Annotated in this window: 24 protein-coding genes and 1 tRNA gene; 15 read left to right on the forward strand and 10 right to left on the reverse strand. The window is 68.8% G+C overall.

Annotated features, from left to right (window positions below; genetic code table 11):
• Nucleotides 1-28: 28 nt before the first annotated feature.
• Complete coding sequence (locus AC1HFH_RS05435) at nt 29-1,138, reverse strand: TauD/TfdA family dioxygenase (protein ID WP_480246334.1); 1,110 nt, start codon at nt 1,136-1,138, stop codon at nt 29-31.
• Between the two features lie 189 nt (nt 1,139-1,327).
• Between AC1HFH_RS05435 and AC1HFH_RS05440 the strand changes: the two genes are divergently transcribed.
• From AC1HFH_RS05440 to AC1HFH_RS05460, 5 genes are all read left to right on the forward strand, one after another.
• Complete coding sequence (locus AC1HFH_RS05440) at nt 1,328-2,059, forward strand: lytic transglycosylase domain-containing protein (RefSeq protein ID WP_480247720.1); 732 nt, start codon at nt 1,328-1,330, stop codon at nt 2,057-2,059.
• Nucleotides 2,060-2,257: 198 nt separating this feature from the next.
• Entirely contained in the window at nt 2,258-3,547 is a 1,290-nt protein-coding gene (eno, locus tag AC1HFH_RS05445; RefSeq protein ID WP_480246335.1) for a phosphopyruvate hydratase, read from the forward strand.
• Nucleotides 3,548-3,580: 33 nt separating this feature from the next.
• Nucleotides 3,581-4,225: an FtsB family cell division protein gene (locus AC1HFH_RS05450; protein ID WP_480246336.1), complete on the forward strand. Its 645-nt coding sequence runs from the start codon at nt 3,581-3,583 to the stop codon at nt 4,223-4,225.
• Nucleotides 4,222-4,752, forward strand: a complete 531-nt coding sequence (locus tag AC1HFH_RS05455; RefSeq protein ID WP_480246337.1) for a DUF501 domain-containing protein — start codon at nt 4,222-4,224, stop codon at nt 4,750-4,752. The genes AC1HFH_RS05450 and AC1HFH_RS05455 overlap by 4 nt, the downstream gene beginning before the upstream one ends.
• A complete protein-coding gene (locus AC1HFH_RS05460) occupies nt 4,749-5,717 on the forward strand; it encodes a Ppx/GppA phosphatase family protein (protein ID WP_480246338.1) in 969 nt (322 codons plus the stop codon). The genes AC1HFH_RS05455 and AC1HFH_RS05460 overlap by 4 nt, the downstream gene beginning before the upstream one ends.
• 21 nt (nt 5,718-5,738) lie before the next feature.
• Here the strand turns inward: AC1HFH_RS05460 and AC1HFH_RS05465 are convergent, their stop codons facing one another.
• Together AC1HFH_RS05465 and AC1HFH_RS05470 are read right to left on the reverse strand one after the other, a co-directional pair.
• Nucleotides 5,739-7,070: an alpha/beta fold hydrolase gene (locus AC1HFH_RS05465; RefSeq protein WP_480246339.1), complete on the reverse strand. Its 1,332-nt coding sequence runs from the start codon at nt 7,068-7,070 to the stop codon at nt 5,739-5,741.
• Between the two features lie 122 nt (nt 7,071-7,192).
• The gene (locus AC1HFH_RS05470) at nt 7,193-7,843 is read right to left on the reverse strand and encodes a TetR/AcrR family transcriptional regulator (RefSeq protein ID WP_480246340.1); all 651 of its coding nucleotides are present in this window, start codon (nt 7,841-7,843) and stop codon (nt 7,193-7,195) included.
• Nucleotides 7,844-8,052: 209 nt separating this feature from the next.
• Here AC1HFH_RS05470 and AC1HFH_RS05475 point away from each other — a divergent pair, with 209 nt between their 5' ends.
• Both AC1HFH_RS05475 and AC1HFH_RS05480 read left to right on the forward strand, forming a co-directional pair.
• The gene (locus AC1HFH_RS05475) at nt 8,053-8,715 is read left to right on the forward strand and encodes a TetR/AcrR family transcriptional regulator (protein WP_480246341.1); all 663 of its coding nucleotides are present in this window, start codon (nt 8,053-8,055) and stop codon (nt 8,713-8,715) included.
• 43 nt (nt 8,716-8,758) lie between these two features.
• Nucleotides 8,759-9,931 carry an FAD-dependent oxidoreductase gene (locus tag AC1HFH_RS05480; RefSeq protein ID WP_480246342.1) on the forward strand — a complete coding sequence of 391 codons (1,173 nt, stop codon included), beginning with the start codon at nt 8,759-8,761 and terminating at the stop codon, nt 9,929-9,931.
• 30 nt (nt 9,932-9,961) lie between these two features.
• Here the strand turns inward: AC1HFH_RS05480 and AC1HFH_RS05485 are convergent, their stop codons facing one another.
• The gene (locus AC1HFH_RS05485; RefSeq protein WP_480246343.1) at nt 9,962-10,399 is read right to left on the reverse strand and encodes an SRPBCC family protein; all 438 of its coding nucleotides are present in this window, start codon (nt 10,397-10,399) and stop codon (nt 9,962-9,964) included.
• Between the two features lie 153 nt (nt 10,400-10,552).
• Here AC1HFH_RS05485 and AC1HFH_RS05490 point away from each other — a divergent pair, with 153 nt between their 5' ends.
• The 7 genes from AC1HFH_RS05490 (at nt 10,553) to AC1HFH_RS05520 (ending at nt 17,472) form a co-directional block, all read left to right on the forward strand.
• Nucleotides 10,553-12,007, forward strand: a complete 1,455-nt coding sequence (locus AC1HFH_RS05490; RefSeq protein ID WP_480246344.1) for a peptide MFS transporter — start codon at nt 10,553-10,555, stop codon at nt 12,005-12,007.
• A gap of 45 nt (nt 12,008-12,052) precedes the next feature.
• Entirely contained in the window at nt 12,053-13,546 is a 1,494-nt protein-coding gene (locus AC1HFH_RS05495) for an amino acid permease (protein ID WP_480246345.1), read from the forward strand.
• A 119-nt stretch (nt 13,547-13,665) separates the two neighbouring features.
• Nucleotides 13,666-14,322, forward strand: a complete 657-nt coding sequence (locus tag AC1HFH_RS05500; protein WP_480246346.1) for a fasciclin domain-containing protein — start codon at nt 13,666-13,668, stop codon at nt 14,320-14,322.
• A 91-nt stretch (nt 14,323-14,413) separates the two neighbouring features.
• Nucleotides 14,414-15,079 carry an ECF RNA polymerase sigma factor SigK gene (sigK, locus tag AC1HFH_RS05505; RefSeq protein ID WP_480246347.1) on the forward strand — a complete coding sequence of 222 codons (666 nt, stop codon included), beginning with the start codon at nt 14,414-14,416 and terminating at the stop codon, nt 15,077-15,079.
• Entirely contained in the window at nt 15,076-15,795 is a 720-nt protein-coding gene (locus tag AC1HFH_RS05510) for an anti-sigma factor (RefSeq protein ID WP_480246348.1), read from the forward strand. Before sigK ends, AC1HFH_RS05510 begins: the two co-directional genes overlap by 4 nt.
• Nucleotides 15,796-15,798: 3 nt before the next feature.
• Nucleotides 15,799-17,313 (forward strand): molybdopterin-dependent oxidoreductase, encoded by a 1,515-nt coding sequence (locus AC1HFH_RS05515; protein ID WP_480246349.1) that lies wholly within the window; start codon nt 15,799-15,801, stop codon nt 17,311-17,313.
• Between the two features lie 85 nt (nt 17,314-17,398).
• Nucleotides 17,399-17,472, forward strand: a tRNA-Leu gene (locus AC1HFH_RS05520).
• Nucleotides 17,473-17,557: 85 nt separating this feature from the next.
• Here AC1HFH_RS05520 and AC1HFH_RS05525 read toward each other — a convergent pair.
• Nucleotides 17,558-17,914 (reverse strand): hypothetical protein, encoded by a 357-nt coding sequence (locus tag AC1HFH_RS05525; protein ID WP_480246350.1) that lies wholly within the window; start codon nt 17,912-17,914, stop codon nt 17,558-17,560.
• 393 nt (nt 17,915-18,307) lie between these two features.
• Nucleotides 18,308-19,651, reverse strand: a complete 1,344-nt coding sequence (locus tag AC1HFH_RS05530) for a Fic family protein (protein ID WP_480246351.1) — start codon at nt 19,649-19,651, stop codon at nt 18,308-18,310.
• A gap of 231 nt (nt 19,652-19,882) precedes the next feature.
• On the opposite strand from AC1HFH_RS05530, the gene AC1HFH_RS05535 reads away from it, so the two are divergent.
• Entirely contained in the window at nt 19,883-20,515 is a 633-nt protein-coding gene (locus tag AC1HFH_RS05535; RefSeq protein ID WP_480246352.1) for a VOC family protein, read from the forward strand.
• Between the two features lie 199 nt (nt 20,516-20,714).
• On the opposite strand, the gene AC1HFH_RS05540 is transcribed toward AC1HFH_RS05535, so the two are convergent.
• The 4 genes from AC1HFH_RS05540 to AC1HFH_RS05555 all read right to left on the reverse strand — a co-directional run bounded on the left by AC1HFH_RS05540 (nt 20,715) and on the right by AC1HFH_RS05555 (nt 26,571).
• A complete protein-coding gene (locus AC1HFH_RS05540) occupies nt 20,715-22,265 on the reverse strand; it encodes a GMC family oxidoreductase (protein WP_480247721.1) in 1,551 nt (516 codons plus the stop codon).
• Nucleotides 22,266-22,276: 11 nt separating this feature from the next.
• The gene (locus AC1HFH_RS05545) at nt 22,277-23,791 is read right to left on the reverse strand and encodes an aldehyde dehydrogenase family protein (RefSeq protein ID WP_480246353.1); all 1,515 of its coding nucleotides are present in this window, start codon (nt 23,789-23,791) and stop codon (nt 22,277-22,279) included.
• Nucleotides 23,784-26,003, reverse strand: coding sequence for a choline BCCT transporter BetT (gene betT / locus AC1HFH_RS05550; protein ID WP_480246354.1), 2,220 nt, complete (start codon nt 26,001-26,003; stop codon nt 23,784-23,786). Before betT ends, AC1HFH_RS05545 begins: the two co-directional genes overlap by 8 nt.
• 184 nt (nt 26,004-26,187) lie before the next feature.
• Nucleotides 26,188-26,571 carry a hypothetical protein gene (locus tag AC1HFH_RS05555; RefSeq protein WP_480246355.1) on the reverse strand — a complete coding sequence of 128 codons (384 nt, stop codon included), beginning with the start codon at nt 26,569-26,571 and terminating at the stop codon, nt 26,188-26,190.
• Between the last annotated feature and the right edge of the window lie 31 nt (nt 26,572-26,602).

Genomic DNA, 26,602 nt, shown 5'->3' on the forward strand with positions numbered 1-26,602 from the left:
GTCGGCGCCCGCCCGGGGCCGCCCGCGATCATGCGCCGCCGCCTTCGCCGGTTCCGGGAACGGCTGCCGGACGGAACGGCGCGATCACGTGTTGCCCGTAGCCATTCTCGGTCGCCTCGTCGGCGCGGCGGTGGCGTTCGGGTAGCCGGATGTTGACTCGTTCCAGCCAGCGATCCGTGCCGTCGTAGCGGGCGCGGAACGGGACGCGGCCGTGCACGACGACATCGTTGTCGACCAACAGCAGCTCGCCGGGGGCGAGGGCGGGCTCGCGATGCACCCGGTCGAGTTCTGCACCGAGCCGCGCGTAGGCGGCGCGGTAGTCGGGGGCGGCATCGTCGAGCGGGGTGTAGGCCGGGTCGTAGCGGAGGGTGAGTTCGCCTGCGTCCGGGCCGGTCTCGCGGACCCAGAGGGCGGGTACCGCCGGTGCGCCGCGGTGTTCGTGGGTATCGCCGTAGGACACATCGGGCAGGATCGGCAGTTCGGCGCGTTGCAGCAGCTCGAGTTCCGCTGCGGTGAGATCGATTTCGCGCACCGAGGCTACCGTGGTGGCGATCCGATCCGGATTGCGCAGGCAGCCCAGCATCAGCAGATGCGCGCGGTCCGGATGGAAGGCGTCCTCGGTGTGCGGGCTCAGCAACGTGGAGCTGCTGGCACCGGACTGTTCGTGCTCGTGTCCGGCCGCGGGCACGATGTTGTTCACCAGGCGCCCGTCCTGCTGGCCGGCCCAGCCGAACGGCTCCCCGGCGGCCCGGGCGAGCAGCAGCATCGTGATGTCCAGCCGCAGGGCGCCGGGGCGGGTGTGCCGGGCGGCGGCCTGCCAGTTCTCCGGCGTCGGTCCCAAGTCGTTGTCGTGCAACGGAATACCGCTGATAATCGCCGCGCCGGCGGCGGTCTGTGGTGGTCGCACGGCCGCCCGGAGTTCGCTGGGCAGCTCGGTGACCGTGTGGTCGATCAACTCCAGTAACGGCGGATGGGTGAGTGTGGTGGTGATGCGATGTGCATCACCCCATCGAGTCCAGACGGTGGCCGCGATCTCCCGGGTCGCCTCCTGTAGGACGGCCTGTGCGGTGGTGCTGAGGGTGCGGCGTTCGATCTGGTCCAGGTGAAACGTTGTACGTTCGGCAGGAACGCTTTTCACCACGGAGTCCCTTCTTCGCGTCGGATCGAAAAGCGGGTCGGTGACGATTCGATGAGCGAAGGTAGCCGGTTTCCTCCGCTTAAGCAAGGCTAACCTAAGGAACTGCTCCGGAATAGCGAACAGGCATCACTGTAGTGAGTTCGTTTCGTGACGGTGACGCGTGGGCCCCCGGGCCGCCGCCGGATCTGGATGATGGAGGGGGTGAATGCGAACAAGACCGCCGCGGCCGCGGTCGCGCTCTCGGCGGCGGTGTTGCTCGCCGGGTGTGGTGGCGGCCCCGACATCCCCGACGACCTGCCACCCGGCGCCGGTGCCCCGGTGCCCCCGATCGATATCGACGCGCCGGGCCGGACCGCCGCGCAACTGTCCGGTTGGGCCGGGGAGCAATCGGCCGCGCTCGGAATCCCGGCGACCGCGATGGAGGCCTACGGATATGCCGCCGCGGTGATGACCCGGGCCCGGCCCGACTGCGGGCTGGCCTGGACCACGCTCGCCGGGATCGGCAGCGTGGAAAGTGCGCACGGCACCTACCGTGGCGCCACCGTCGCCCCCGGCGGCGCGGTACACCCGCCGATCATCGGGGTGCCGCTGGACGGCACCGGCGGCAATGCGCTCATCCGCGACACCGACGGCGGGGCCCTGGACGGCGATACCGAATACGATCGCGCCGTCGGGCCGATGCAGTTCATTCCGGAGACCTGGCAGCGCTGGGCGGTCGATGCCAACGGGGACGGGGTCCTCGACCCGCACAGCATCGACGACGCCGCCCTGACCGCCGCCCGCTATCTGTGTGACCGTGGTGGCGACCTCACCTCCCCGGCCGGGTGGCAGCAGGCCCTGTTCGCCTATAACGAGTCGGGCGGCTATCTGCGGGAGGTTCGCTACCGAGCAGCCGCCTACAGCATCGGCGTGCGCACTTGAGCCGGCCGCGGCGCCCCGGCTGCGTGCGGCAGGCCCCGGGTGGTCCGCCGCCGCGCGGCGCCGCTGGGTCGCGGCAGCAGAATCGAGGCGGGCCGCCCGCGGAGTGCCGGTTACTGCCTGCGCCGCCGAGGCGATAGGCTCGCCCTGCACGGGACCCCCGTGAGACCTACCGTGCCCGCAGTCGAAGGAGTCGTTTTCGTGGCCATCATCGAACAGGTCGGAGCTCGCGAGATCCTGGATTCTCGTGGCAACCCCACTGTCGAGGTCGAGATCGCTCTCGACGACGGCACCCTGACCCGCGCCGATGTGCCCTCCGGTGCGTCGACCGGTGAGCACGAGGCCGTCGAGTTGCGTGACGGCGGCGAACGCTACGGCGGCAAGGGTGTGCAGAAGGCCGTGGAGGGCGTGCTCGACGAGATCGCCCCGGCCGTGATCGGCCTGGACGCCGTCGAGCAGCGCACCGTCGACCAGGTGCTGCTGGATCTGGACGGCACCCCGGACAAGTCCCGTCTGGGTGGCAACGCGCTGCTGGGCGTCTCGCTGGCGGTGGCGCGCGCGGCGGCCGAATCCTCCGGTCTGGAGCTGTTCCGCTACCTGGGCGGCCCGAACGCCCATGTGCTGCCGGTGCCGATGATGAACATCCTCAACGGTGGTGCGCACGCCGACACCAGCGTCGATGTCCAGGAGTTCATGATCGCCCCGCTCGGTGCGCCGACCTTCCGGGAGTCGCTGCGCTGGGGTGCCGAGGTGTATCACGCGCTGAAGTCCGAGCTGAAGAGCCGCGGCCTGTCCACCGGTCTGGGTGACGAAGGCGGTTTCGCCCCCGATCTGGCCGGGGGCACCCGGGAGGCCCTGGACGTGATCGTGGCCGCTGTCGAGAAGTCCGGTTACAAGCTGGGCACCGATATCGCGCTGGCCCTGGACGTCGCCGCCACCGAGTTCTTCAGCTCCGGTAAGGGGTACCGGTTCGAGGGCAGCGTGCGCACGGCCGAGGAGATGGGCAAGTTCTACGCCGATCTGCTGGGTTCCTACCCGCTGGTCTCCATCGAGGACCCGCTGTCCGAGGACGACTGGGACGGCTGGGTCGCGCTGACCGACGCCATCGGCGACAAGGTGCAGCTGGTCGGCGACGACCTGTTCGTCACCAACCCGGAGCGCCTGGAAGAGGGCATCGCCAAGGGCGCCGCGAACGCGCTGCTGGTGAAGGTCAACCAGATCGGCACCCTGACCGAGACCCTGGATGCCGTCGACCTGGCCCACCGCAACGGCTACAAGACGATGATGTCGCACCGGTCCGGCGAGACCGAGGACACCACGATCGCCGATCTCGCGGTCGCGGTCGGCAGCGGCCAGATCAAGACCGGCGCCCCGGCGCGCAGCGAGCGGGTCGCCAAGTACAACCAGCTGCTGCGGATCGAGGACGCCCTCGGCGATTCGGCCCGCTACGCCGGTGACGTCGCCTTCCCGCGCTTCACGTTCGAAGGCTGACCGAAGGCGGATACGACACAGGGGTGAGACGCGATGGGTGAGCGGCGTGCGCGGAGTTCCAGCCCGGCCGGCCGGGCGGACCGGCGCGCACCCCGCTCGGCCCGTCGGCGTTCCGGCCCACCGGAGGCCCCCGGCCGGCCCTCCGGTGCGAAACGCACCCAGCGTCGTCGCCCCGAACCGGCCGGCGGCACCGCCCGGCCCGCTGCCCGGGGGCGCCGGGACCGGGCCGAGCACACCGTCCTGGGGCTGTCCACGCCGAAGGCGGTGATCCTGGCCGTGGTGGTGTGCGCGCTCGGGCTCACCCTGGCGGTGCCGATGCGCACCTATTTCGGCCAGCGCGCCGAAGCCGCCGCCCTGGCCGCCGAGCGGGAGCAGCTCGAAGCCGATCTGAAGATCTTGCGGGAACGCCGCGCCCAGCAACAGGACCCGGCCTATATCCGTTCCGAGGCGCGCGACCGGTTGCGGCTGGTGATGCCCGGCGAGACCCCGTACATCGTGCAGGTCCCCGGGATCGAGGCGCCGGCGCCGCCGCGGATCACTCCGCGCCCGAAGGACCCCGACCCCTGGTACACCGAGGTCTGGCGCAGCATCGCCGATCCGGCCGGGGAACGGGCCGATCCGAACGAACCCGCGGGCTCGCTCCCGGCGGCCCCGCCCGCACCGGAAGGAACCAGGTGACCGACCCGACACCGCGCGATCTGGAGATCATCGCCGAGCAGCTGGGCAGGACTCCACGCGGCGTCCTGGCCATCGCCTACCGGACGCCGGATGGGGTGCCGGCCGTGGTCAAGACGGCACCGCGGCTGCCGGACGGCACCCCGTTCCCGACCCTGTACTACCTCACCGATCCGCGGCTGACCGCTGAGGCGAGCCGACTCGAGTCGGCCGGGGTGATGCGGGGCATGACCGAACGGCTGGCCGCCGATACGGAATTGGCCGCTCGCTACCGCGCCGCACACGAGGGCTATCTGGCCGAGCGGGACGCCATCGAATCTCTCGGTACCGACTTCAGCGGCGGCGGCATGCCGGACCGGGTGAAATGCCTGCACGTGCTGATCGCGCACGCCCTGGCCAAGGGGCCGGGCGTGAACCCGCTCGGGGACGAGGCGGTGGCACTGGCCGCGGCGGCCGGTTTGCGCGGTACGGCGATCCCGGCGGACTGGCCGGTGTACGCGCCCGAGACCGAGCAGGAGGCCCCGCAGTGAGCACCGTCGAGGCAGGCGCGCGGATCGCGGCCGTGGATTGCGGCACCAACTCGATCCGCCTGTTGATCGCCAAGGTCGGTGCCGGCGGCGCGTTGACCGATGTGCATCGGGAGATGCGGATCGTGCGCTTGGGCCAGGGGGTCGACGCCACCGGCCGGCTGGCGCCGGAAGCCATCGAACGCACCCGGGCGGCGCTGACCGACTATGCGGCGCTGATGCTGGACAACGAGGTGCACCGGGTCCGGATGGTCGCGACCTCGGCGACCCGTGATGCGGCGAATCGGGACGAGTTCTTCGCCATGACGCGGGAGGTGCTGGGTCCGGTGATGCCGGGCGCGGTGGCCGAGGTGATCACCGGCGACGAGGAGGCCCGACTGTCGTTCGCCGGCGCGGTCGGTGAACTGTCCGGCGATGCCGGGCCGTTCGTCGTGGTCGATCTCGGCGGCGGCTCCACCGAGCTGGTGGTCGGTGACGGCGGCGGTGTGCATGCGGCCTATTCGGCGGATATCGGCTGCGTCCGGATCACCGAGCGGTGCCTGGCCGGCAATCCGCCCAGCGCCGACGAGGTGCGGGCGGCCCGGGAGTTCGCTGCCGAACGGCTGGACGAGGCGTTCGGCCGGGTGCCGGTCGACGGTGCGCACACCTGGGTCGGAGTGGCCGGCACCATGACCACCCTCGCCGCGGTGGCCCTCGATCTCCCCGAATACGACGCCGCACGGGTGCATCTGACCAGGTTGGGGCTGGATCGGGTGCACCAGGTGTGCGACCGGCTGATCGCGATGGATCACGACCAGCGCGCTGCGCTCGGCCCGATGCACCCGGGCCGGGTGGATGTGATCGGTGGCGGAGCCGTGATCACCGAGGTGCTGGCCGACGAGCTGGCCCGGCGGGCCGGGATCACCGAGCTCGTGGTCAGCGAACACGACATCCTGGACGGAATCGCCCTGTCGATCGGGATGTCGTAGTTCGCCGGCCACGCGCCGTCGTCAGTCGATGGTGCAGCCGCCGACCGGCCGGTCGGCGAGCCGGTCGAGCAGGTATTCGACCGCGTTGTCCGGACCGAATCCGTCGATGAGCTGCGGTCCGAAATGGTTCGGCAGCGTCGCTCCGGCCAGGATCGGCGGCAGTTCGTTGGTGCGGAAGGTGACCGTCGCGCCGTGTGCGCACCAGTCCTCGGCGAGCTGCCGGGCCTGGCCGTAGGGGACCGTATCGTCGTGCCGGCCGCTGGTGATGAGCACGGGCGCGCCCGGGGCGCTGGTCCCGATGCGGTGCTCGGCCAGGATCGGTGCGATCTCCGGGATCGAATTCAGGTGTTCGGACAGCGAGCGGTCGTCGGCGGTGAACGCGGAGGTCCGCAGGAACGGGTGCCGCAGGATGATGTCGGCGATGCAGGTGTTGCGCAGCTCGCCGAGCAGGGCCCGGCCCTCCGGCCCGGAGACCCGGTCGAGGACCGGCTGCAGTTCGGGGTAGCGGTCCTGCAGTCCGTTCACGACGTATCCGACCACACCGCCGATGAGCGAACCGTCGACGGTTGCGAGGGTGTCGGCCAGGTCGGCAATGGGCGCGCCCGCCCAGCCGCCCTTCAGGTTCAGTTCCGGTGCGTAGTCGGGCTGCATCTCGGCGGCCGCCGCGACCGCGCCGCCACCCTGCGAATAGCCCCACAGGACGACGGGCGTGTCGGTGCCGGCGTCGGCGAGCCGGTGCGCGGCGCGCGCGGCGTCGAGGACGGCGTGCCCGCTCTCGATCCGGTTGACATAGGTGTGGATACCCGGGGTGCCGAGCCCGATGTAGTCGGTGACCAGCACCCGGGCGCCGAGCGCGGACCAGACCGCCGAGGAGTTCAGTTCCTGATTGGCGGAGATGCCCGGTTCCGGGTCCAGGTAGCCGACCAGGCCGGTGGCGAACGCCTTCGACATCGCGCATTGATCGCCCTGTCCGGAGGTGCCGGGTGCGATGACCACGGTGGGCCGCGGTCCGGGGCCCTGCCAGGGGCCGGCGGCGTCGATGAAGGTGCCGGTCACCGCGACGGGGGAGCCGTCCTGTCGCTTCGAGGTGTACATGACCTGCCGGGCGGCGACCGGCCACCCGTTCTCGGTGGGCGGTGCGGCCAGCAGATCGAACGGCCGGGAGTCGACGATCGCGCCCGGCTCGCCGGGGAGTTGTGGTGGCGGCGCGTAGAAGTCGTCGACCGGGGCGGCGGCTGCCTCCGGGGCGCTCACCGCGACCCCGGTGACGGTCGCGGTGCAGGCCACGGCGAGGGCCAGGGCGATGTCACGGGCCGCGCGGCTCGAGCGGGACAGCCACGATTGCTGAGTCATGTTCACCTCTCCATCGGCGATCTGCCGACAGGAATTCCGGTTGCTGCGCTGCGCGGTGGTGTCCTGTGTCACTGTCCGCGAGTCACGGCACAGTAACACGGTTACTTTGTGGTGGGAACGGGCTATCCGGCCGGGGGCGGGCCGTAGGGGCTCAGTAATGCCGGATCGATTTCGAACGGTTCGGTGCCGCCACTGGGGGTGCGGTGCAGAGAGGGGCGGTTGTCCCCGGTGAGCCGGGCGACGAACCGCTCCAGGGCGGGTAGCACGTCACCGACGGCGATCGACTTGTCGGCGATGCGATGCAGCAGGCCGTAGGTCAGGTTCGTCAGGGCGAAGGCCACATCTGCGGTGTAGTCCGGGTCGAGGTCGGCGAACAGTTCGGTGGCGGCGGGCAGGATTGCCTCGACGCCCTGGGCGTCCAGGCGGTGCCCGGCCGGTCCGGATCGGGCCCGCACATACGCCTCGCACATATGCGGGTTCGCATCCCAGGGCCCGAAGATGTAGCGCAGCAGGCGCATCAGGCCCTCGGGGAAGGTCTCCCCGGATGGTGCCGGCGGCATATCGGCGTACACATTGCGGGCCATCCACTTCTCGACGGCGGTCAGGATCAGTTCGTCGCGGGTGTGGAAGGTCTTGTACACCGTGGCCAGTGAGACTTTGGCGCGGCGGGCCACCACCCGTAGCTGGACGCCGTCGTATCCCTCGGATTCCAGGAGGTCGGAGACGACCTCGAGGATGCGTTCCTCGGTACCACCGTCGAGCGTTCTGGCCACCCGAAGATGCTAGCCAGGGCTCCGGTTCTGCGGCCACCCGGCCGCTACCTGCTCGACGGCGCACTGCTGCCGGGGGCCTGCTGCCGGGGGCCGCCGCCGGCAATCCGTCGATGGCCATTGCCGCAGATTTTCGGAAACCTCTTGCCGCGGCGGACTCGATGCCGTTTACTCGGTGTAAGTAACCACTTACTTACTCGACGGAGGATGTGATGGATCCCGCCGGTCGGTCGACGCGTGAGCGGATCATGATCGAGGCGCTCCGCTTGTTCGGCGTGCAGGGATTCGCGGCGACCTCGGTCGCGCAGATCGAGCAGGCGGCCGGGCTGTCGGGCGGATCGGGGGCGCTGTACCGGCACTTCCGGTCGAAGAACGCACTGCTGGTCGCCGCGGTCGAATGGCGGCTCACCGACCGCGGCGACTGGGCGGCGTTCCTGGAACCCGGGTTCGCCATGGCGCCCCTGCTGCAGCTCGCGGGGGACGATCTGCTCGATCAGCTGGTCGTGCTGTGCCGGATCGGCTTCGAACGGATGGAACACGACCGGGACGTGAACCGGATCCTGTTGCGCGACAGCACTGTCCCGGCCGAACTCCTCGATGTCTTCCGCCGCGAGGAATACGCGGTGGTGATGGGTGTCGTCACCCGGGCGCTCACCGAACTCGCCGGACCCGGCGGTGCCGACCAGGATTGGCGGGGTGCGGCGGCGGTCCTGGTCGCTGCGATCGCGCACTACTGGCTGATCAGCGACACCTTCCACGGTGACCATCCGGCCGATATCGATCTCGACCACTACTTCCGTTCGGTTGCCGAATTGACGGCGGCGCGGCTCGGCTGGCGCGCGCCGGAACGTCCCGGCACCGGACCGTCCGGATAGCGGCCGGTCGGCGCACCGGCCGGCCGAAACAGGGAGGAATCAGATGAACACCCGAATCACGGTGATCGGTGGCGGGCTCGCCGGGCTCACGGCGGCCATCGCCTGCGCGGAAGCCGGTGCCACGGTGCAGTTGCACGAGGCGCATCGGGACCTCGGTGGCCGCGGCCGGGCCACCGCCCCGCCCCATGTCGCACACGAAGGTGCGCACGTCTTCTACGCCGACGGCCCGCACTACACCTGGCTCCGCAAGCGCGGCTTCGTCGCCGGGCTGGGTTGGCCCGGGCCGGTAGCGGCCGGCAAGGCGGCGTTCCGTGTGGACGGCCGGCTGTGCCGGACACCGCCCGCCGGGGTGCTCCGGGCGCAGGCGAGCGCGTGGCTGAAACCGCCGGTGGACCAGGACTTCCGCAGCTGGGCCACGGACCGGTTCGGGCCGCGCACCGCGGAGCGGGTGGCCAACATGATCAGCGTCACCACCTACGACGCCGACACCGGTCGGTTGTCGGCCGCGTTCGTCTGGGAACTGTTCCAGCGGGTCCTGGGCCCGCGGGTGCCCGCGGTGCGGTGGGTACGCGGCGGCTGGCAGCAGGTCGTCGACCGGATGGCCGCTCGCGCTGCCGAACTCGGGGTCACCGTGGCCACCGGTTCCCGGGTGGACGTCCTGCCGGAGGACGGGCCGGTGATCGTGGCGACCGAACTCGCATCCGCCCGGAAGCTGCTCGGGGACGACAGCCTGCACGGCGAATCCGGTCACTGCGTCCTGCTCGATATCGCCGTACGCTCGCACCGCGCCGACCGGACGCTGGTCTTCGACGCGGACGAGGGCGGCTTCCACGAGTCGTACTCGATGCAGGACGATTCGATCGCGCCGACCGGTGAATCGCTGTACCAGCTGCAGCTGCCGGTCCGCTCCGGTGAATCACCGAAACAGGCGCAGCAGCGGCTCGCCCGGTTCGCCGACCAGGTACTTCCCGGTCGCGCCGAACGCACCACCTTCGAACGCACCGCCACCGCCAAGGGCCGGACCGGGGCGCTGGACCTGCCCGGCCGCACCTGGCGGGATCGCCCCGCCGTGCATCGGGGCGACGGGATCTATCTGGCGGGGGACATGGTGGCGGCGCCGGGGATGCGCGGCGAGATCGCCATCAACAGTGCGCTGGCCGCGGCCGCTGCTGCCGTTGCAGCCACCCGCAGTTCCTCGGTCCGGGTACCCGAATGAACTCGCCGGCACACCGCCGGTGTGCTGCGCTCAGGTGCGAGCCGTGATGAGGGCCGCCAGGCGTTCCAGGGACTCCTGGTTGCGGGGGCGCAGCAAGGCGGCCTGCGCGAGATCGGGGACGAGCCGGGCCGGACCGCTGCGGGCGTGTTCGGCCATCCGGACGGTCGTGCTGCCCGGCGCCGATTCGGTCAGCGTGAGCAGGATGCGGGCCGAGCCCACCGACCACAACCGGGCCTCCAGTTCCAGCAGGTTCGGCGGGTCGACGGCGCGGACCTCGGTGACATCGCGGATCAGCACCGGCCAGAGGCCGACGCTGTAGTGGATCCGGCTGCCGACCGCCGGCCAGTCCGGGTCCACCCGGCGAATATGTGAGGCGCCGACCACCCAGCTCGCGTACAGCCACCCGTCGGCCAAGGTGGCGAACGCCCGGTCCGGGTCGACCGGTACGCGCACTTCGGCTTCCAGCATCGGGCAACCGCTTCCTGCTCCTCGGGGCGGACGTTCCGCACCGGTGCCGATTGTTCCGCGCCGAACGGCCCGGCGCTCGCCAAGCGGCGGTTCCTCGCCGTGTCGTCGGCGTATCTGCAGGTCGAACGCTCGATGTCGTGGGATCGTCGGTCCATGACCGTGCGCACCGAACCCGGCCGACGCACCCTGTTCGGGCATCCGATCGGGTTGGCGAACCTGTTCGGAGTGGAGCTGTGGGAGCGATTCTCGTTCTACGGAATGCTCACCATCCTCGGGTACTACCTGTACTACTCGACCACCGACGGCGGGCTCGGGCTGCCGGAGGAGACCGCGCTCGGCATCGTCGGCGCCTACGGCGGCCTGGTGTACCTGTCCACCGTGCTCGGCGGCTGGATCGCCGATCGGCTGCTCGGCATGGAACGCACCGTCTTCTACGGCGGCGTGGTGGTGATGGCCGGGCATATCGCGCTGGCGCTGCTGCCCGGGCTGTCCGGGGTCGGGGTGGGCCTGGTGCTGGTCGCGCTCGGCAGCGGGGCGTTGAAGGCCAACGCCTCCTCGTTGCTCGGCACCCTGTATCCGCACGGGGACGCCCGCGTCGACGGTGGCTTCACGCTGTTCTATCTGGGCATCAATCTCGGTGCGTTCACCGGTCCGCTGCTCACCGGGCTGTTGCAGCGGGAATGGGGTTTCCACGCCGGTTTCGGTGCCGCCGCGGTCGGGATGGCTCTCGGCCTGCTCCAGTACGTGGTCTTCCGGCGCAATCTCGGCGGGCACGGCCGGACGGTGCCGGACCCGCTGCCGCGGAATCAGGTGCTGCCGGTCGCCGCGATCCTGGCGGCCGCGGGCATCGTGGTGACCCTGGTGCTGCTGACCGGGGTGGTGACCTTGGGCAATCTGGCGGACGTGACCACCGGCGTGATCGTCGCGGCTTCCGTACTGTACTTCGCTGTCCTGCTCAGCAGCTCGCAGGTGACGCCGGCCGAACGCGGGCGGGTGCGCGCCTTCATCCCGCTGTTCATCGCCAACGCGGTGTTCTGGTCACTGTTCCAGCAGATCTTCACGGTGCTGGCCGTGTACTCCGATGAGCGGGTCGACTGGACCGTGTTCGGCTGGACCGCGCCGTCGAACTGGATCGGGTCGGCCGAACCGGTGTGGATCATCCTGCTCTCGCCGCTGTTCGCCATCCTGTGGACCCGGCTCGGGGACCGCGCGCCCAGCACGCCGCACAAGTTCGCCATGGGCGTGATCGGGATGGGGCTGGCCTTCTGGCTGTTCGTGCCGCTGGCCGGATACGACGGCCGGACCGTACCGGTGGTGGCGGTGTTCGCGATCCTCGGTGCCTTCGCCGTCTCCGAACTGCTGCTCTCGCCGATCGGCCTGGCCGTCACCACCCAGCTGGCACCGGAGGCCTTCCGGTCGCAGATGATGGCGCTGTACTTCTTCTCGGTCGGTATCGGAACGTCGTTGTCGGGCACGCTCTCCCGGTACTACGACCCGGAACACGAGGTCGCCTATTTCGGCATCGTGGGCGCCGCGGCGGTGGTCGCCGGTCTGATCGTGGTCGCGTGTTCTCCGTGGATCCGGCGACATATGCAAGGTGTGCACTGATAATCTCGCTCCCTCGCGTCCGGCATCGCAGGCAAGGAGTAGACCGTGGCGACCCCCGCTGACCCGGCCCCCCGCGGCCGCGGCATCTTCCGTACCAAGACGGTCGAGCAGTCGATCCGCGATACCGACGAACCCGATGTGCGGCTCCGCAAGGAGCTGACCACCTGGGATCTCATCATCTTCGGCATCGCCGTGGTGATCGGTGCGGGCATCTTCACCATCACCGCCCGCACCGCCGGGAACCTGGCCGGGCCGTCGGTGTCGCTGGCGTTCGTCTTCGCTGCGATCGCCTGCGGGCTGACCGCCGTCTGCTACGCCGAGTTCGCCTCCACCGTGCCGGTCGCGGGCAGCGCCTACACCTACTCGTACGCCACCTTCGGCGAGCTGGCGGCCTGGATCATCGGCTGGGACCTGATCCTGGAGTTCACCCTGACCGCCTCACTGGTGGCCAAGGGCTGGTCGCAGTATCTCGGAACCGTGCTGGGGACCAGCGCCCCGGTGGTGGAGATCGGGTCGTTCACCTTCGACTGGGGCGCCGTACTGCTGCTGGTGGTGCTCGGCGTGTTCCTGGGCCTGGGCACCAAGCTGTCCTCGCGGATATCGGCGATCGCTGTGGCGATCAAGCTCGCGGTGATCCTGCTGGTGCTGGTGGTCGGCGTCCGGTATTTCGATGCCGACAACCTCAGCCCCTACATCCCGCCGGCCGAGGCGGGCGAGGGCGCCGGAACCGGACTGCACCAGACCTTGTTCTCGCTGCTCACCGGCGCCGGGAACAGCACCTTCGGCTGGTACGGGCTGCTCGCCGCCGCCAGCATCGTCTTCTTCGCCTTCCTCGGCTTCGACGTGGTCGCCACCGCCGCCGAGGAGACGAAGAACCCGCAGAAATCCGCTCCCCGCGGCATTCTCGGTTCGCTGCTGATCGTCACCGTGCTGTATGTCGCGGTCACCCTGGTGCTCACCGGCATGGTGCCCTACACCGAGCTCGCCGGTGACGACGCCACCCTCGCCACCGCTTTCGGCCTGCACGGCATCACCTGGGCCGAGCAATTGATCTCCGTCGGTGCGCTCGCCGGCCTCACCACCGTGGTGATGGTGCTGTTCCTCGGGCAGACCCGGGTGCTGTTCGCCATGTCCCGGGACGGGCTGCTGCCGCGCGGTCTGGCCCGCACCGGCAGCCGCGGCACCCCGGTGCGGCTGACCGTCCTGGTCGGCGCGGTGTGCTGTGTACTGGCCGGCTTCGTCCCGATCGACACGCTCACCGAGATGGTCAACATCGGCACCCTGTTCGCCTTCATCCTGGTGTCCGTCGGCGTCATCGTGCTCCGCCGCACCCGCCCCGATCTGCCGCGCGGTTTCCGCGTCCCGTGGGTCCCGCTGATTCCCGCCCTGGCCGTGCTGTCCTGCCTCTGGCTGATGCTCAACCTGTCCGTCGAGACCTGGATCCGGTTCGTCGTCTGGATGGCCCTCGGCTTCGTCATCTACTTCGCCTACAGCCGCCGCCACTCCGTCCTCGGCACCGCCGAACGCGCCGGACGATAGACGGGATAACCCGAGGAACCTTTTTCGACTCCGACCCATCCGCCGGTGGTGCTGTGACGAAATCCCGGCACCACATCGCACGCGGCACCGCGCCGCGGACACGGAGGAGATCGAGGATCATGCGTACCAAGAAGACGATGACTGCGGCGGTCGGACTGCTGGCATCGGCGGCACTGGGCCTGTCGGCCTGTTCGGACGATTCGTCCGACACCTCGGATGCAGCCGACGGGGCCGTGACGAGTACCATTTCGGCGGCCGGCGAAGCCGCTGAGAACATGATGGCCGCACCGGTCGGGCCCGGCTGCGCCGAATATGCCGCCGAGGTGCCCAGCGGTCCGGGCTCGGTCGAGGGTATGGCACAGGATCCGGTGGCGGTGGCGGCCTCGAACAACCCGATGCTCACCACACTGGTTTCGGCGGTCTCGGGTGAACTCAATCCGGATGTGAATCTTGTCGACACGCTCAACGGCGGTGAGTTCACAGTTTTCGCGCCGGTTGACTCGGCGTTCGCCGAGGTCGATCCAGCGACGATCAATTCACTGAAGGCCGATTCCGAGACCCTCACCTCGATTCTCACCTACCACGTGGTACCGGGGCGGCTCGCACCCGACGAAGTCGACGGCACCCACACCACTGTCGAAGGATCCGAGGTCACGGTGACCGGTCCGGCCGACGATCTCGAGGTCGGGTCCGCTTCGGTACTGTGTGGCGGTGTCGATACCGCGAACGCGACGGTGTACATGATCGACGCGGTCCTCATGCCGCCGAGCTCGTAGAACCGGGGCCGGGCAGGAAAAAGTTCACGGGCCGACCCATCCGGCCGCGGAGGCAACGCGAAGTCCTTCGCATGCACGCAGGGGTCAGTAGATGACGAACGAATCCGGTCCGATGCCCATCCGCCTGCGGTCCGGTGGTGAGTCGCGCCGCGCCACCTGCCCACCCGGGCGGTCGGCCGACCGCGCCGCGCAGGACGGATTGCAGCGGTTGCTCGAATCCGTGACCGCAGGTGACCGGATGGCCTTCACCGAGTTCTACCGCGCGACCAGTTCGCGGGTCTTCGGACTGGCGCTACGCGTGGTACGCGGCCGTGCCATCGCCGAAGATGTCACCCAGGAGGTCTATCTCCAGGTCTGGTCGCTTGCCGGCGACTACGATCCGGCCCGATCGAGCCCGATCGGATGGCTGATGATGCTCACCCACCGCCGGGCCGTCGACCGGGTTCGGGCTGAGCAGACATCGATCGATCGCGATGTCGCCTACGGATACACCCATCTCGGGCGGGACCACGATGTGGTGGCCGAGACAGTCGGCCAGCGCCTCGAGGAGCAGTCCGTGATCGACTGTCTGGGGACGATGACCGAGCTGCAGCGCGAAGCGGTGGGTCTGGCCTATTACGCCGGGTGCACTTACCCCGAAGTGGCCGAATCACTGCAGGTGCCGCTACCGACCGTGAAGAGCCGGATTCGGGACGGGCTGAAACGGCTGACGAACTGTCTCGGCGCCGAAGACGCGAAGACGAAGGACGACCGATGAACGACACCGAGAGCACCACCCGTTCCTGGTCGGAGGACGTCTATCAGTATGCGCTCGACGCGCTCACCGAAGCCGACCGGATCGAGCTGGAGCAGCGCGTGGAGCAGAACGGTCCGGTAGCCGCCCGCGATTTCCACCGTGCCGTCGGTCGGGTGCACGACACGTTGGCCGCGATGACGGTCGTCGACGCCGTGTCACCACCATCGCGAGTGGAATCGGCGATCATGTCGGCGCTCGACCGGGAAGGGCTGGGCCGCCGGGGCACAGCCTCGCGCGCCGGCCGGCACGGGTACCGGTGGTGGCCGTTGGCTGCTGCGGCTGCTGCAGCGATCATCGCCTTCGCCACCGCCGGATTACTGCTCCGGGGCCCGGCGACCGAACCGCCTGTTACCGCGCAGGACGTGCTGGTGCAGCAGGACCACACCCGGCACGGCGTGCCGGTCGTCGGCGGCGAACTCGTGGTGGATTCCTCGGCATCGCTGGAGGCAGCGGTAGTTGCGTTGCACGGGTTGGATCCGTTGCCCGCCGACCGCGACTACCAGCTGTGGCTGGTCCCGGCCGACGGCAGTCCGCGGTCGATATCGGTGATCGAAAGCAGTGACGGCGTCGTCGTAGCCGAGTACCACCCAGCCGAAACGGTGGCTCTGACGGTGGAACCAGCCGGCGGATCATCACAACCGACCACCGATCCACTGGTGGCCCTACCACTGGGGTGAACCATGGGGCGTACGTATCGGCAACCGATTCTCGTAGCGGTACTCGCCGCTGCTGCGGTACTCGCCATCGGACATCTGGTGGCCGTGGTGGTCCATCCGAGCGCTTCTCCGTTCTACGTACTCGGTGCCACGGCCGTGGACCTGACGCCGGAATGGTTGAAGTCGTGGGCGATCCGGCAATTCGGCGAGCACGACAAGGCAGTGCTGTTCGCCGTCATGGCGGCGGTGATGCTGCTCGGGGCGGTACTGGTCGGCGTCCTGGCGGTACGCCGGATCCGGGCGGTGGTCGCGCTGGTCGTCCTCGGCGCCGTCGTGGTGGTTGCTGCGCTGGCCCGGCCCACCGCCACCGGTTGGTTTGCCGTGCCGGCGTTGCTGGGAACGCTGGCCGGGTCGATCGTTCTGATGCTGCTATTGCCGGCGGACCCTCCGGACACCGGGGAGCCGTCGCAGTCGCGGCGTCGGTTCCTCGGTTCCACACTGGCTGTCGCCGCGGTGGTAGCCGCTGCCGCGGCTACCGGCCAGTGGCTCGGCGCCAGGTTGCGTGACCTCAGCGCCGATCGAGCGGCCTTCCTGGTGCCCGCTCCCGACACACCGGCACCGCCGGTTCCGGACAGTGCCCGCATCGGAGTCGCTGGCATCACCCCGTTCCTCACGCCCGCCGGAGACTTCTACCGCGTCGATACCGCACTGCAGTTGCCCGCACTGGCTGCTACCGACTGGCGGCTGCGCGTCCATGGAATGGTTGAGCGGGAGCTGTGGTTCGACTTCGACAGGCTCTACCGCCGGCCTGCCGTCGAAACCATCGTCACCCTGAACTGTGTATCCAACGAAGTCGGTGGCGACCTGGCCGGTACCGCCGTATGGACCGGATATCTGCTGGCCGATCTGCTCCGCGAGGCCGGAATCGCTCCGGAGGCCGACATGCTGCTGTCACGCAGCACCGATGGCTTCACCGCCGGCACTCCGCTGGACGTCGTCCTCGACGGCCGGCCGGCGCTACTGGCCGTCGGTATGAACCGCGAGCCGCTGCCGATCGCCAATGGCTACCCGGCACGGCTGATCGTGCCCGGACTGTACGGATACGTTTCGGCTACCAAGTGGGTCGTGGATCTGGAGATCACCCGCTTCGACCGGGCCTCCGCCTACTGGACCGACCGGGGGTGGGCCGAACGAGCGCCAGTGAAGACCGCCTCCCGCATCGACGTGCCGGCTGCCTTCGCCGAACTCCCATCGGGACCGGTGGTCGTCGCCGGTGTCGCCTGGGCACAAGGCCGGGGTATTGCTGCTGTCGAGGTGCAGGTAGATGACGGTCCATGGCGGCGTGCCGAACTCGCCGCGCAATACTCAGCGGTCACCTGGCGCCAGTGGCGACTGATCTGGAACGCCACCGAAGGCACCCATGCCCTTCGCGTGCGCGCCGTCGATGGCGCCGGCACCGTCCAGACCGCCGATCGCACACCCCCTTTCCCGAACGGCGCCACCGGCCATCACTCCCGGGTTGTCCGTATCCTGCCCTGATGTACCGGCAGCTACCGATACGATCCGGCGTGCCGCCCCGGCAGAATTCCGGTACACCCGTACGAGTCGCTACGCTGTCCGGTACGCCCCCATAGCCCAATTGGCAGAGGCACCGGACTTAAAATCCGTCGAGTCTGGGTTCGAGTCCCAGTGGGGGCACTGGGTCGGTGCCGGAGGCGGCGGGGATCGTCGGCGGTGGCGGGGAGTTGCCTGCGGCGCCGGGGTGCGATCTGCGGCGGTCGACTCAGCCGGCGGGGTACTCGATGCAGCCGATGCTGCGGTTGCTCGACCCCATCAGGAGCATCAGGGCGCAAGGCGCGTCGGGAAGCGCCGGGTGGTTCGCCGTGCCGCTGGAGATGGCGTTGCTTCCGGTGATGATCCCCTGACCCGAACCGCTCATGACCAGTTCGTTGAACAGCGGCGCGACGGCGTCGGAGCCGGTCCGTACGTCGGCCACCTCGGTCGGGGCGTGCATGGCGATCGCCGGGCCCGCGGTGAGGAGGGGCGTCGCGGCCAGTGCGGTGTGCCAGGGGTGCAGCGCTCGCTCCGGCCGGCGGTTGCTCCGGCGATTCAGCTCCCCGAAGGTAAGAGGTCGACTCACCGCGGGTCCGTCCTCGATGTCTGCGACGGGGTGCTACCGACGAGTCGGCGGCCGATCCCGATTTCCCCGTGGTGCATCACCGGCCGCAGGATGCCTGCTGTCTGCGGCTGATCAACCCTCGATGCATGGAGTTCGTCCGCGCAGGCGAACGGCTGGGCTAGGACCGATCTGCCCATGGCCGGCTCGTCGAACAAGGCTGTGGCGCGTCGGCTACCTCGGGCGAGCGGGTGCGGTAGTCGCCTGGACCTCGGTGCGTGGGCGTCATACCAGGTGTTCCGAGTCCGAACCCTTGGTTCAGCCAAATTCTGGTTCGGTTTGGCTCAGTATGGGAGATGGGACCAGCGAGTCCACTGCCGGCGTCGGAGCCGACGATGAGCATCGCGCCGGACGCGTCTATTCGTCGGACAAGACGCTCCCGAAGTCCGGCGCCGGCGACCATACGAAGGTGCGGCCGGCTTTGGAGCGAACGAGCAGGCCGTGGTTCTCCAGGTCGGTCAAGTCGTTTCTGGCCGTCTGATCGGAGACTTTGTGGCTCAGCATATGCGACTGGACGGTGTACTCGTTCGCCGAATTCTTCAACGTCGATTCGATGAGCGCGAGCTGGCGGTGGTTGAAATCGTTTCGATGCGACAGAAGGCGGCGAGTCTCTCGTAGTGCTACAGTTTTTCTGGACAAGTATTCGTTCAGGTCGTCCAGTGCGCGCCTGATCACTCCGAGGTGGTAGACCAGGAAATAAGTGAGATCGGCATCGTCCTGCTCGACCAGAACGAATGAACGAACATACTGGGCCGGGGCCTTCTTCAGGATTCTGGATATCGTCAGGAATTCGGTAAGCCAGTAGCCCTGTTTCAACATCATCCAGTAGAACAGGGCTCGGGCGGTTCGTCCGTTTCCATCCTCGAAGTAATGGTCGTACCCGACCATGAAGTGGACAGTGAGTGCGCGTACCAGAGGAGGTATGTAGGTTTTTCCGTCGGACCGCTCATTGGCGAAAGCGCAGAGTGCTGCCATTCGGGATGCCAGCTGGTTCACCGGTGGTGGTACATGCAGAGGCTCATGGTCATCGTTGCGTGCGTACACCTTGACGCGTGCATCCGGGTCCGGGTCACTTTGAATCCTGCCCGCGGATTCGGGATCGTCGAGTGTCCTGTCGGTAACGATTCGGTGTAATTCGAGAATCAGCTCCGGTGTGAGTTCCTCGTCTTTGTGTTCGCTGACGAAGAGCATGGCGTTGTAGTTGTTGACGATCATCTGCTCGCTACGGTCGCGCGGGTCGCGGCCGGATCGGATCATTTCCTTTGCAGCGCGCCGGCTCGTCGAGGCGCCCTCCAATTGGCTCGAGGTGATGGCTTCTTCGATGAGGGAGCTGATGACGTATCGGTTTTTCGTGGCCGAGTTCGTTATCTGTTCCGGGGCGGCAATTTGTCCGCTCGCACGTTTGGTGATCTCGTCGGAGAGTGCGAGAACCTGGTCCGGGAGGGCGTAGGTGAAATGCGTGCCATCCGTGGTGGTGAACGGCAGCGGCCGCTGCATGCTGGTCCGCGACATCTTCACCGCGAGCCACCATTCCGCAGTGGTGAAGCCGTGCGGTGGCGTCTTGTGCCGCAGTTTGTCCCACGGCAGGTATGGATCGGATGGCGAGGTGACGTCTGCGGCGGAGGTCACTACCCCGAGGAGGCGGTCGCGTTCCAAGCCGGCCAGGAGTTCGTGCCGGTCCGGAGGTGGCGCCGGATGCATGCAGACCTCCTGACGGGTCCTGAACGTTGCCCAAAGTCTAACAAAATTTGGTTTTGGGTGGCCGCTCGCTCCAGTGAGCTGCTTCAACCAAATTTTGGTTCAGTTTGGTTGACGTTGGAGATCGGCGGCTCGCACGCGGTTCGGTCTCCGGCCGACCTGCAGGAACCCTGCGCCCGCACCGGTCAGGAATCGAGAAGCATGGGGCGGGGTGTGCTCCCTAACGTCTATGGCATGGACACCATCACTGATCTGAACAGCATCGATGCCATCGTTCTCGAAGTCCCGGACCGGGCGGCGGCCGAGACGTTCTATGCGGCTGCCTTCGGGCTCGGCGACCGCTTGCGGTTGCGCGAGTCGGACGCTCCGACCAGCGGGTTCCGCGGGTTCGTGCTTTCGCTCGTGGTGCCCGGCCCGGGAACGGTCGACAGCTTCGTCGCCTCGGCCGTCGAAGCCGGGGCGACCGTGATCAAGCCCGCCAAGAAGAGTTTCTGGGGGTACGGCGCGGTCCTGCAGGCGCCGGACGGTGCGCTGTGGAAGATCGCATCGTCGGCGAAGAAGGACAAGGAACCGGTCACCCGGAAGGTCGACGACTTCGTGCTGCTGCTCGGCGTCGACGACGTGAAGGCGACCAAGCAGTTCTACCTCGACCGAGGCCTGACGGTCTCGAAGAGCTTCGGCAGCAAGTACGTAGAGTTCGCCGCCCCGCAGACATCGGTCAAGCTGGCGCTGTACGGCCGCAAAGCGGCGGCCAAGGATGCGGGCGTTCCGGCCGAGGGCTCGGGTGCGCACCGCCTCGCCGTGGTGAGCAATGCGGGCTCGTTCACCGACCCGGACGGGTTCGCCTGGGAATCGGTACGGAGGTGAGGCCGACCTGCCCGGCATGTGGGCCGGTCTCGGAACTCTGTGGGCCGCAGGCCGGAGGGTGTACCGCCGGGGTGGTCCCGCGCCGGGGTGTAGGCGGCGCGGGACCACGTGGCTGTCGGTACACGCTCCGACAGCAATGATGGTAGAGCTGATTTTATTGTTCGGGTAGCCGAACTTGTGGGTGTGTCGAGGTCGACCCTCACCGGCCCCCGGCGACCAGCTCGGCGCAGCGTTCGCCGACGAGCATGACGGTGATGTTCGGGTTGACGGTGGTGTGCTCGGGGAAGACCGAGGCGTCTGCGACGCGCAGGCCCTCGATGCCCTTGACCCGGAGCTCCGGGTCAAGGGGGCTCATCGGGTCGTCGGCCGGGCCCATCCGGACCGTGCCGACGGGGTGGTACACGGTGTTGTGGGTGCGGCGGATGTAGTCGGCGAGTTCGGTGTCGGACTGCGTTTCCGGGCCCGGATACAGTTCGCGGGCCACCCAGTCGGACAGGGGTGCGGTGCCGGCGATCTCGCGGGCCTTGCGCAGGCCGGCGATCATCACCCGCAGGTCGTGGCCCTCGGCGTCGGTGAAATAGCGGGGGTCCACGCGCGGCTTGTCGCGGAAGTCGCGGGAGCGCAGGCGCACGGTGCCGCGGGAGCGGGCGTGGGTGACGTTCGGGGTGAGGCAGAAGGTGTTCTCCGCGGTGGGGTAGCCCTGGCGAAGCGTGTGCATATCGAACGGCACGCTGCCGTAGTGCATCATCAGGTCGGGCCGGTCGAGGCCGTCGACGGTGGGGGTGAAGATTCCGGCCTCCCACCACTGGGTGGAGTCGCGCACCATCGGGCGGGTGGTCTCGAATCCGATCACGCCTTCGGGGTGATCCTGCAGGTGCGCTCCGACGCCGGGGGAGTCGACCCGGACCTCGATCCCGTTCTCCCGCAGGTGATCGGCCGGCCCGATTCCGGAGAGCATGAGCAGCTTGGGCGAGTCGATCGCACCGGCCGAGACGATCACCTCGCGCCGGGCGCCGACCCGGGAAGTGCGGCCGAAGGCGTTGTCGGTGTATTCGACGCCGACCGCCCGCCCGTTCTCGACGACGATCTCCTTGGCCCATGCCCCGGTGCGCACGGTGAGGTTCGGCCGGTCCAGATTGGGATGCAGATAGCTCACCGACGACGACGAACGAGTGCCGTCGGGCAGGCTGTTGATCTGGAAGAAGTTGGCCCCGTTCACCACGGTCCGCCCGGAATTGAACTCGGCGCGCGGAATTCCCACGGCCTCGCAGGCATCGAGCAGGGCGACACCGCACGGGTCGTTCGGCGGCACCGTCATGATGTGCACGGGCCCGCGTCGGCCGTGGTGTTCACCCGGTGCGTCGTTGGTCTCGATCCGCGAGTACAGCCGGTACACCGAATCCGCGCCCCAGCCGGTGCAGCCGTGCTCACGCTCCCAGGAGTCGAGATCCTCCCGGGGCGCCCAGAACGCGATGCAGCTGTTGTGCGAGGAACATCCGCCGAGCACCTTGGCCCGGGCATGCCGCATGAACGAATTGCCGTTCTCCTGCGGTTCGATCGGGTAGTCCCAGTCGTAGCCGGATTCCAGCAATTCCATCCAGCGGTCCAGTTGCAGGACGGCCGGATCGTCGACGTCGGACGGGCCGGCTTCGAGCAGGCACACCGTCACCGCCGGATCCGCCGACAGCCGGGCCGCGACCGCCGCACCCGCGGAGCCGCCGCCGACGATCACATAATCGAATTCCGTCACTTCCGCGTTCGTCACTTCTGCTCCCCTCGCTCCGCGAACCAGCCGGTGACACCCGGCCGGAGGTTCTCGTAGATGTGCTTGGTCTCGACGTATTCGTGCAGGCCGGAGGGGCCCAGCTCCCGGCCGATTCCGGAACGTTTGAACCCGCCCCATTCGGCCTGCGGCAGATACGGGCCGAAGTCGTTGACCCAGACCGTGCCGTGCCGCAACCGGCCCGCGATCCGGCGGGCGCGTGCGGCGTCCGCCGACCACACCGCGCCGGACAGGCCGTAGTCGGTGTCGTTGCCGATGGCGACGGCCTCGTCCTCGGTGGTGAAGGTTTCGACGGTGACGGTCGGGCCGAAGGCTTCGTCGTGTACGCAGGCCATGCTCCGGTCGGCGCCGTCGATGACGGTCGGCAGGTAGAAGTAGCCGTCGTCCAGCGAACCGGAACCCCGGTCGCCGGTGGCGAAGGCGCCGCCGGTCCGGATGACGGCCCCGTCGGCCCGGGCCTGTTCGACGTAGGCGTGCACCTTGTCGCGATGTGCGGCCGAGATCAGCGGACCGGTCTCGGTGCCGTCGGCGAACGGCAGGCCGAGCCGGATCTGTTCGGCGCGCCGCACCAGCTCGTCGACGAAGCGGTCGTGCGCCGAGTCCTCGATCACCAATCGGGCACCGGCCGAACACACCTGACCGGAGTGCAGGAACGCCGCGTTCAGGGCGTTGTCGACGGCGGCGGCGAGGCGTTCGTCGGTATCGCAGGCGTCGGCGAAGATCACGTTGGGGTTCTTCCCGCCGAGTTCGAGCGCCACCTTCTTGACCGTCGCGGCCGCCTCCCGGGCGATGACCCGGCCGGTGACCAGCCCGCCGGTGAAGGAGACCAGGTCGACGTCGCGGTGCGCGGAGAGCGGGGCCCCGGCAACGGCGCCGGCACCGAGCACGAGGTTGGCCACGCCCGGCGGCACGTCGAGATCGTGCAGCACCGACATCAGCAGGATCGACGTGTGCGGGGTCAGCTCGGCCGGTTTCAGCACGAACGTATTGCCCGCCGCCAGTGCCGGTGCGACCTTCCACGCGGCCTGCAGGAGCGGGTAGTTCCACGGGGTGATCAGCCCGCACACGCCGACCGGCTCGTAGACGATCCGGGAGTCGACGTCGGGGGAGCCGGCGTCGACCACCCGTCCGGCATTCTCGGCGGCCAGTTTTCCGAAGTACCGGAAGCAGTTCACGATGTCGGACATGTCGATCTCCGACTCGTAGGGCCGCTTGCCGGTGTCCAGCGTTTCGGCGCGGACGAATTCGTCGCGCCGTGAATCGATGTCGTCGGCGACTCGTAACAGCAGGTCGCCGCGTTCCGCCGCCGAGGTCCGGCGCCACGGGCCGTCGTCGAAAGCGCGGCGGGCGGCGGCGATCGCGGCTTCGGTGTCCGCGGCGTCCGCTTCGGCCACCACGCCGACCGTGGAATTGTCGGCCGGGCAGCGGATCTCCCGGGTCGCGCCGGATGCGGCGGGGCGCCAGCCGCCGTCGATGTAGAGGGTGTCACTCATGCGTTGTGGTCCCTTCGGATTCGCTGCCGGTGACTTCGTTCGGCTCGTACTCGTACTGATCGTGTTCGGTCCGCCGCAGGTGCAGGTAGCCGAGGTGGCGTTCGTACTGGTCGAGGATGTCGCCGATGACCTGTTCGCGGCTGTATCCGTTCAGCGAATACCCCTGCGAGCCCTCCGACAGGTACACCTCGCAGCGGAAGTAGCGGTCGTCGGATCGTTGCGCCAGCACCGCATAGTGCGGGGTCGGTGCCGACACCGGCCAGACGCCGTACTCGAACTGCGGTTCGTCGACCTGGTCGACGAGCAGCCGCGGCGAGGGCAGGCCCTCGTTGCTGCCGGATTCGTCGATGGTCGCGGCCACACCCATCCGGTCGAGTTCGTCGGCGACCGACCGCATGGCCGGGACGACGGTGTTGGCGATGAACCGCCGGGTGGCGTTCGGCCCCGGATAGTGGATGGTGCCGAGCAGTCGTCGCCGCCAGCTGCCGTCGCCCGCGGTGCCGCGGCCGGCGGCGATGGCCTTCGGCAGCGACGTCCGGAAGCTGTCGATCTTGTACGACTCGTGCCGCACCGAACGCAGCAGTGCGACACCGATTCCGGCGAGCACGAAGGAGAACGGCAGGCCCATGATGATGGTGGCGTTCTGCAGTGTGGTGATGGAACCGCCGGCGCCGGCGAACAGCATCGACAGCGTCAGCAGGCCGATGGCCAGCGACCAGAAGATGCGAGTGCTACGCGCGCAGTCGGCCATCGGATCCGGCAGCCGGGAGGTGAAGTTCCCCATCACCAGCGATCCCGAGTCGGCGCTGGTCACGTAGAACAGCAGACCGGTCAGCGTGGCGATACCGAGCAGCATCGGCGCCGCCGGGTACTGCTCCAGCAGCGTGTAGAAGCCGACCTCGGCGCGGGCGGCGGTCGTCTCGGCGAACTCCTCGTCCTCGCGGGCGTGCTCGATGGCGCTGTTGCCGAAGATCGAGATCCACAGCACGATGAAGCTGAACGGCACGACCAGCACGCCGAAGATGAACTGCCGGAGGGTCCGGCCCCGCGAGATCCGGGCCAGGAACAGTCCCACGAACGGCGCCCAGGCCACCCACCAGGCCCAGAAGAACAGTGTCCAGCCGTCCAGCCAGGCGGTCGGTTCGTTGGCCGTCTCCGGATTGCGATCCCAGGCGAAGGTGTCCAGGGTGCGGTCCAGGAAGGAGGAGATGTAGTCGCCGACGTTCTGGGTCAGCCCGTTCAGCAGGAAGTCGGTCCGCCCGGCCACCAGGATGTAGACCAGCAGGATGATGGCCAGGACGACGTTGATCTCCGACAGCCGCCGGATGCCGCGGTCGACGCCGGTGGTCGCCGAGATGGTCGCGATGATCACCGACAGCGCGATCAACCCGATCTGCGCGGCCTTGCCCTGCGATATCCCGAACATCTCGTGCAGGCCGTAGTTGAGCTGCACGATGCCGATGCCGAGCGAGGTGGCGATGCCGAAGATGGTGCCGAGCACCGCGGCGACATCGATGGCGTCGCCCCACCGGCCGTGTACTCGCTTGCCGAAGATCGGGTACAGCGCGGCCCGGATGGTCAGCGGCAGGTTGTGCCGGAACGCGAAATAGGCGAGGGCCCCGCCCATCAGGGCGTACATCGCCCAGCCGGTGACGCCGTAGTGGAAGATCGTCCAGGTGGTCGCCTCGCGGGCGGTGGCGTTGGTCTGCGCCGGGCCGGTCGGCGGATACAGGTAGTTGTAGATCGGTTCGGCGACCGAGAAGAACATCAGGTCGATGCCGATCCCGGCGGCGAAGAGCATCGCCGTCCAGGTGAACAGGCTGTATTCGGGGCGGGACTCCTCCGGCCCGAGCCGGTAGCGGCCGTATTTGCTGGCACCGATGAACACCACCAGGCCGACGATCGCCGTCGCGAGGATGAAATACCACCAGCCGAACCAGGTGGAGATGAAGTCCTTCACCTCACCGACCACGGTCTCGGCGCTCTCGGGTGCGGCGAGCGCCCAGATCGCGAACACCAGGACGATCCCGGCGGCGGTGAAGAACACCGGTTTGTTCACCGAACCGCGACCGGCCGCGGGGTGCGATGGCGGTGGTGTCTCGGCGACGGCGTGGGCCTGATCTCCGGCCTTCGCCGCCCCGGGGCCGATGGCGCCCGGGTCGTCGTCGTTTCGAGGACTGTCGTTGCTCCGAGGACCGCTGACACCACTCATAGGTCGCAGGCTAGTCCCGCTGGGCGGCGTTTCGGGGCACCTCGCACCCCCGGCTGTGGCCGTGTCCTGGCCCGGGTCGTGCCGCGCTTCGCGGCCGAAAGGGTCGGCAGCCCGCCGGGCGCGGTGACCGACCCGGACGGTGCCGGGCCCCGGCGCGGGTCGTGCCGGGGCCCGGTCGAGGGAATCAGGCTCCGGGGACGGCGAGCGGCTGATACACCGGAGCCGGTGCCCCCGCCGAACCGGAGTTCCCCGGGCCGGACCCGGTGTGGCCGGATCCGGTGCCGGAACCCGAGTCGCCGGATCCGGTGCCCGAACCCGAGTCGCCGGAGCCGGTGTCGGGCAGGCCGGGGATGTCCCAGTCGGCCGAGCCCGAGGGCAGGATGTCGATGTCCACCGACCCGGTCGAGGCGCTGCCCGTCGGTGGGCCCAGCTCGAACGAGCCGGAGGGCAGGATGTCCCAATCCATCCAGTCGGCCGCGGCCGCGTTGCCGGCGGTACCCAGTGCCGCACCGGCTAGCGCTATCGCGACGACTGTGGCGCGTGCTGCTGACTTTCGTATGGACGACATGGGGAAACCTCCGAACCCATCACTGTGACAG

The sequence above is a fragment of the Nocardia sp. KT25-26 genome (genome assembly GCF_056627695.1).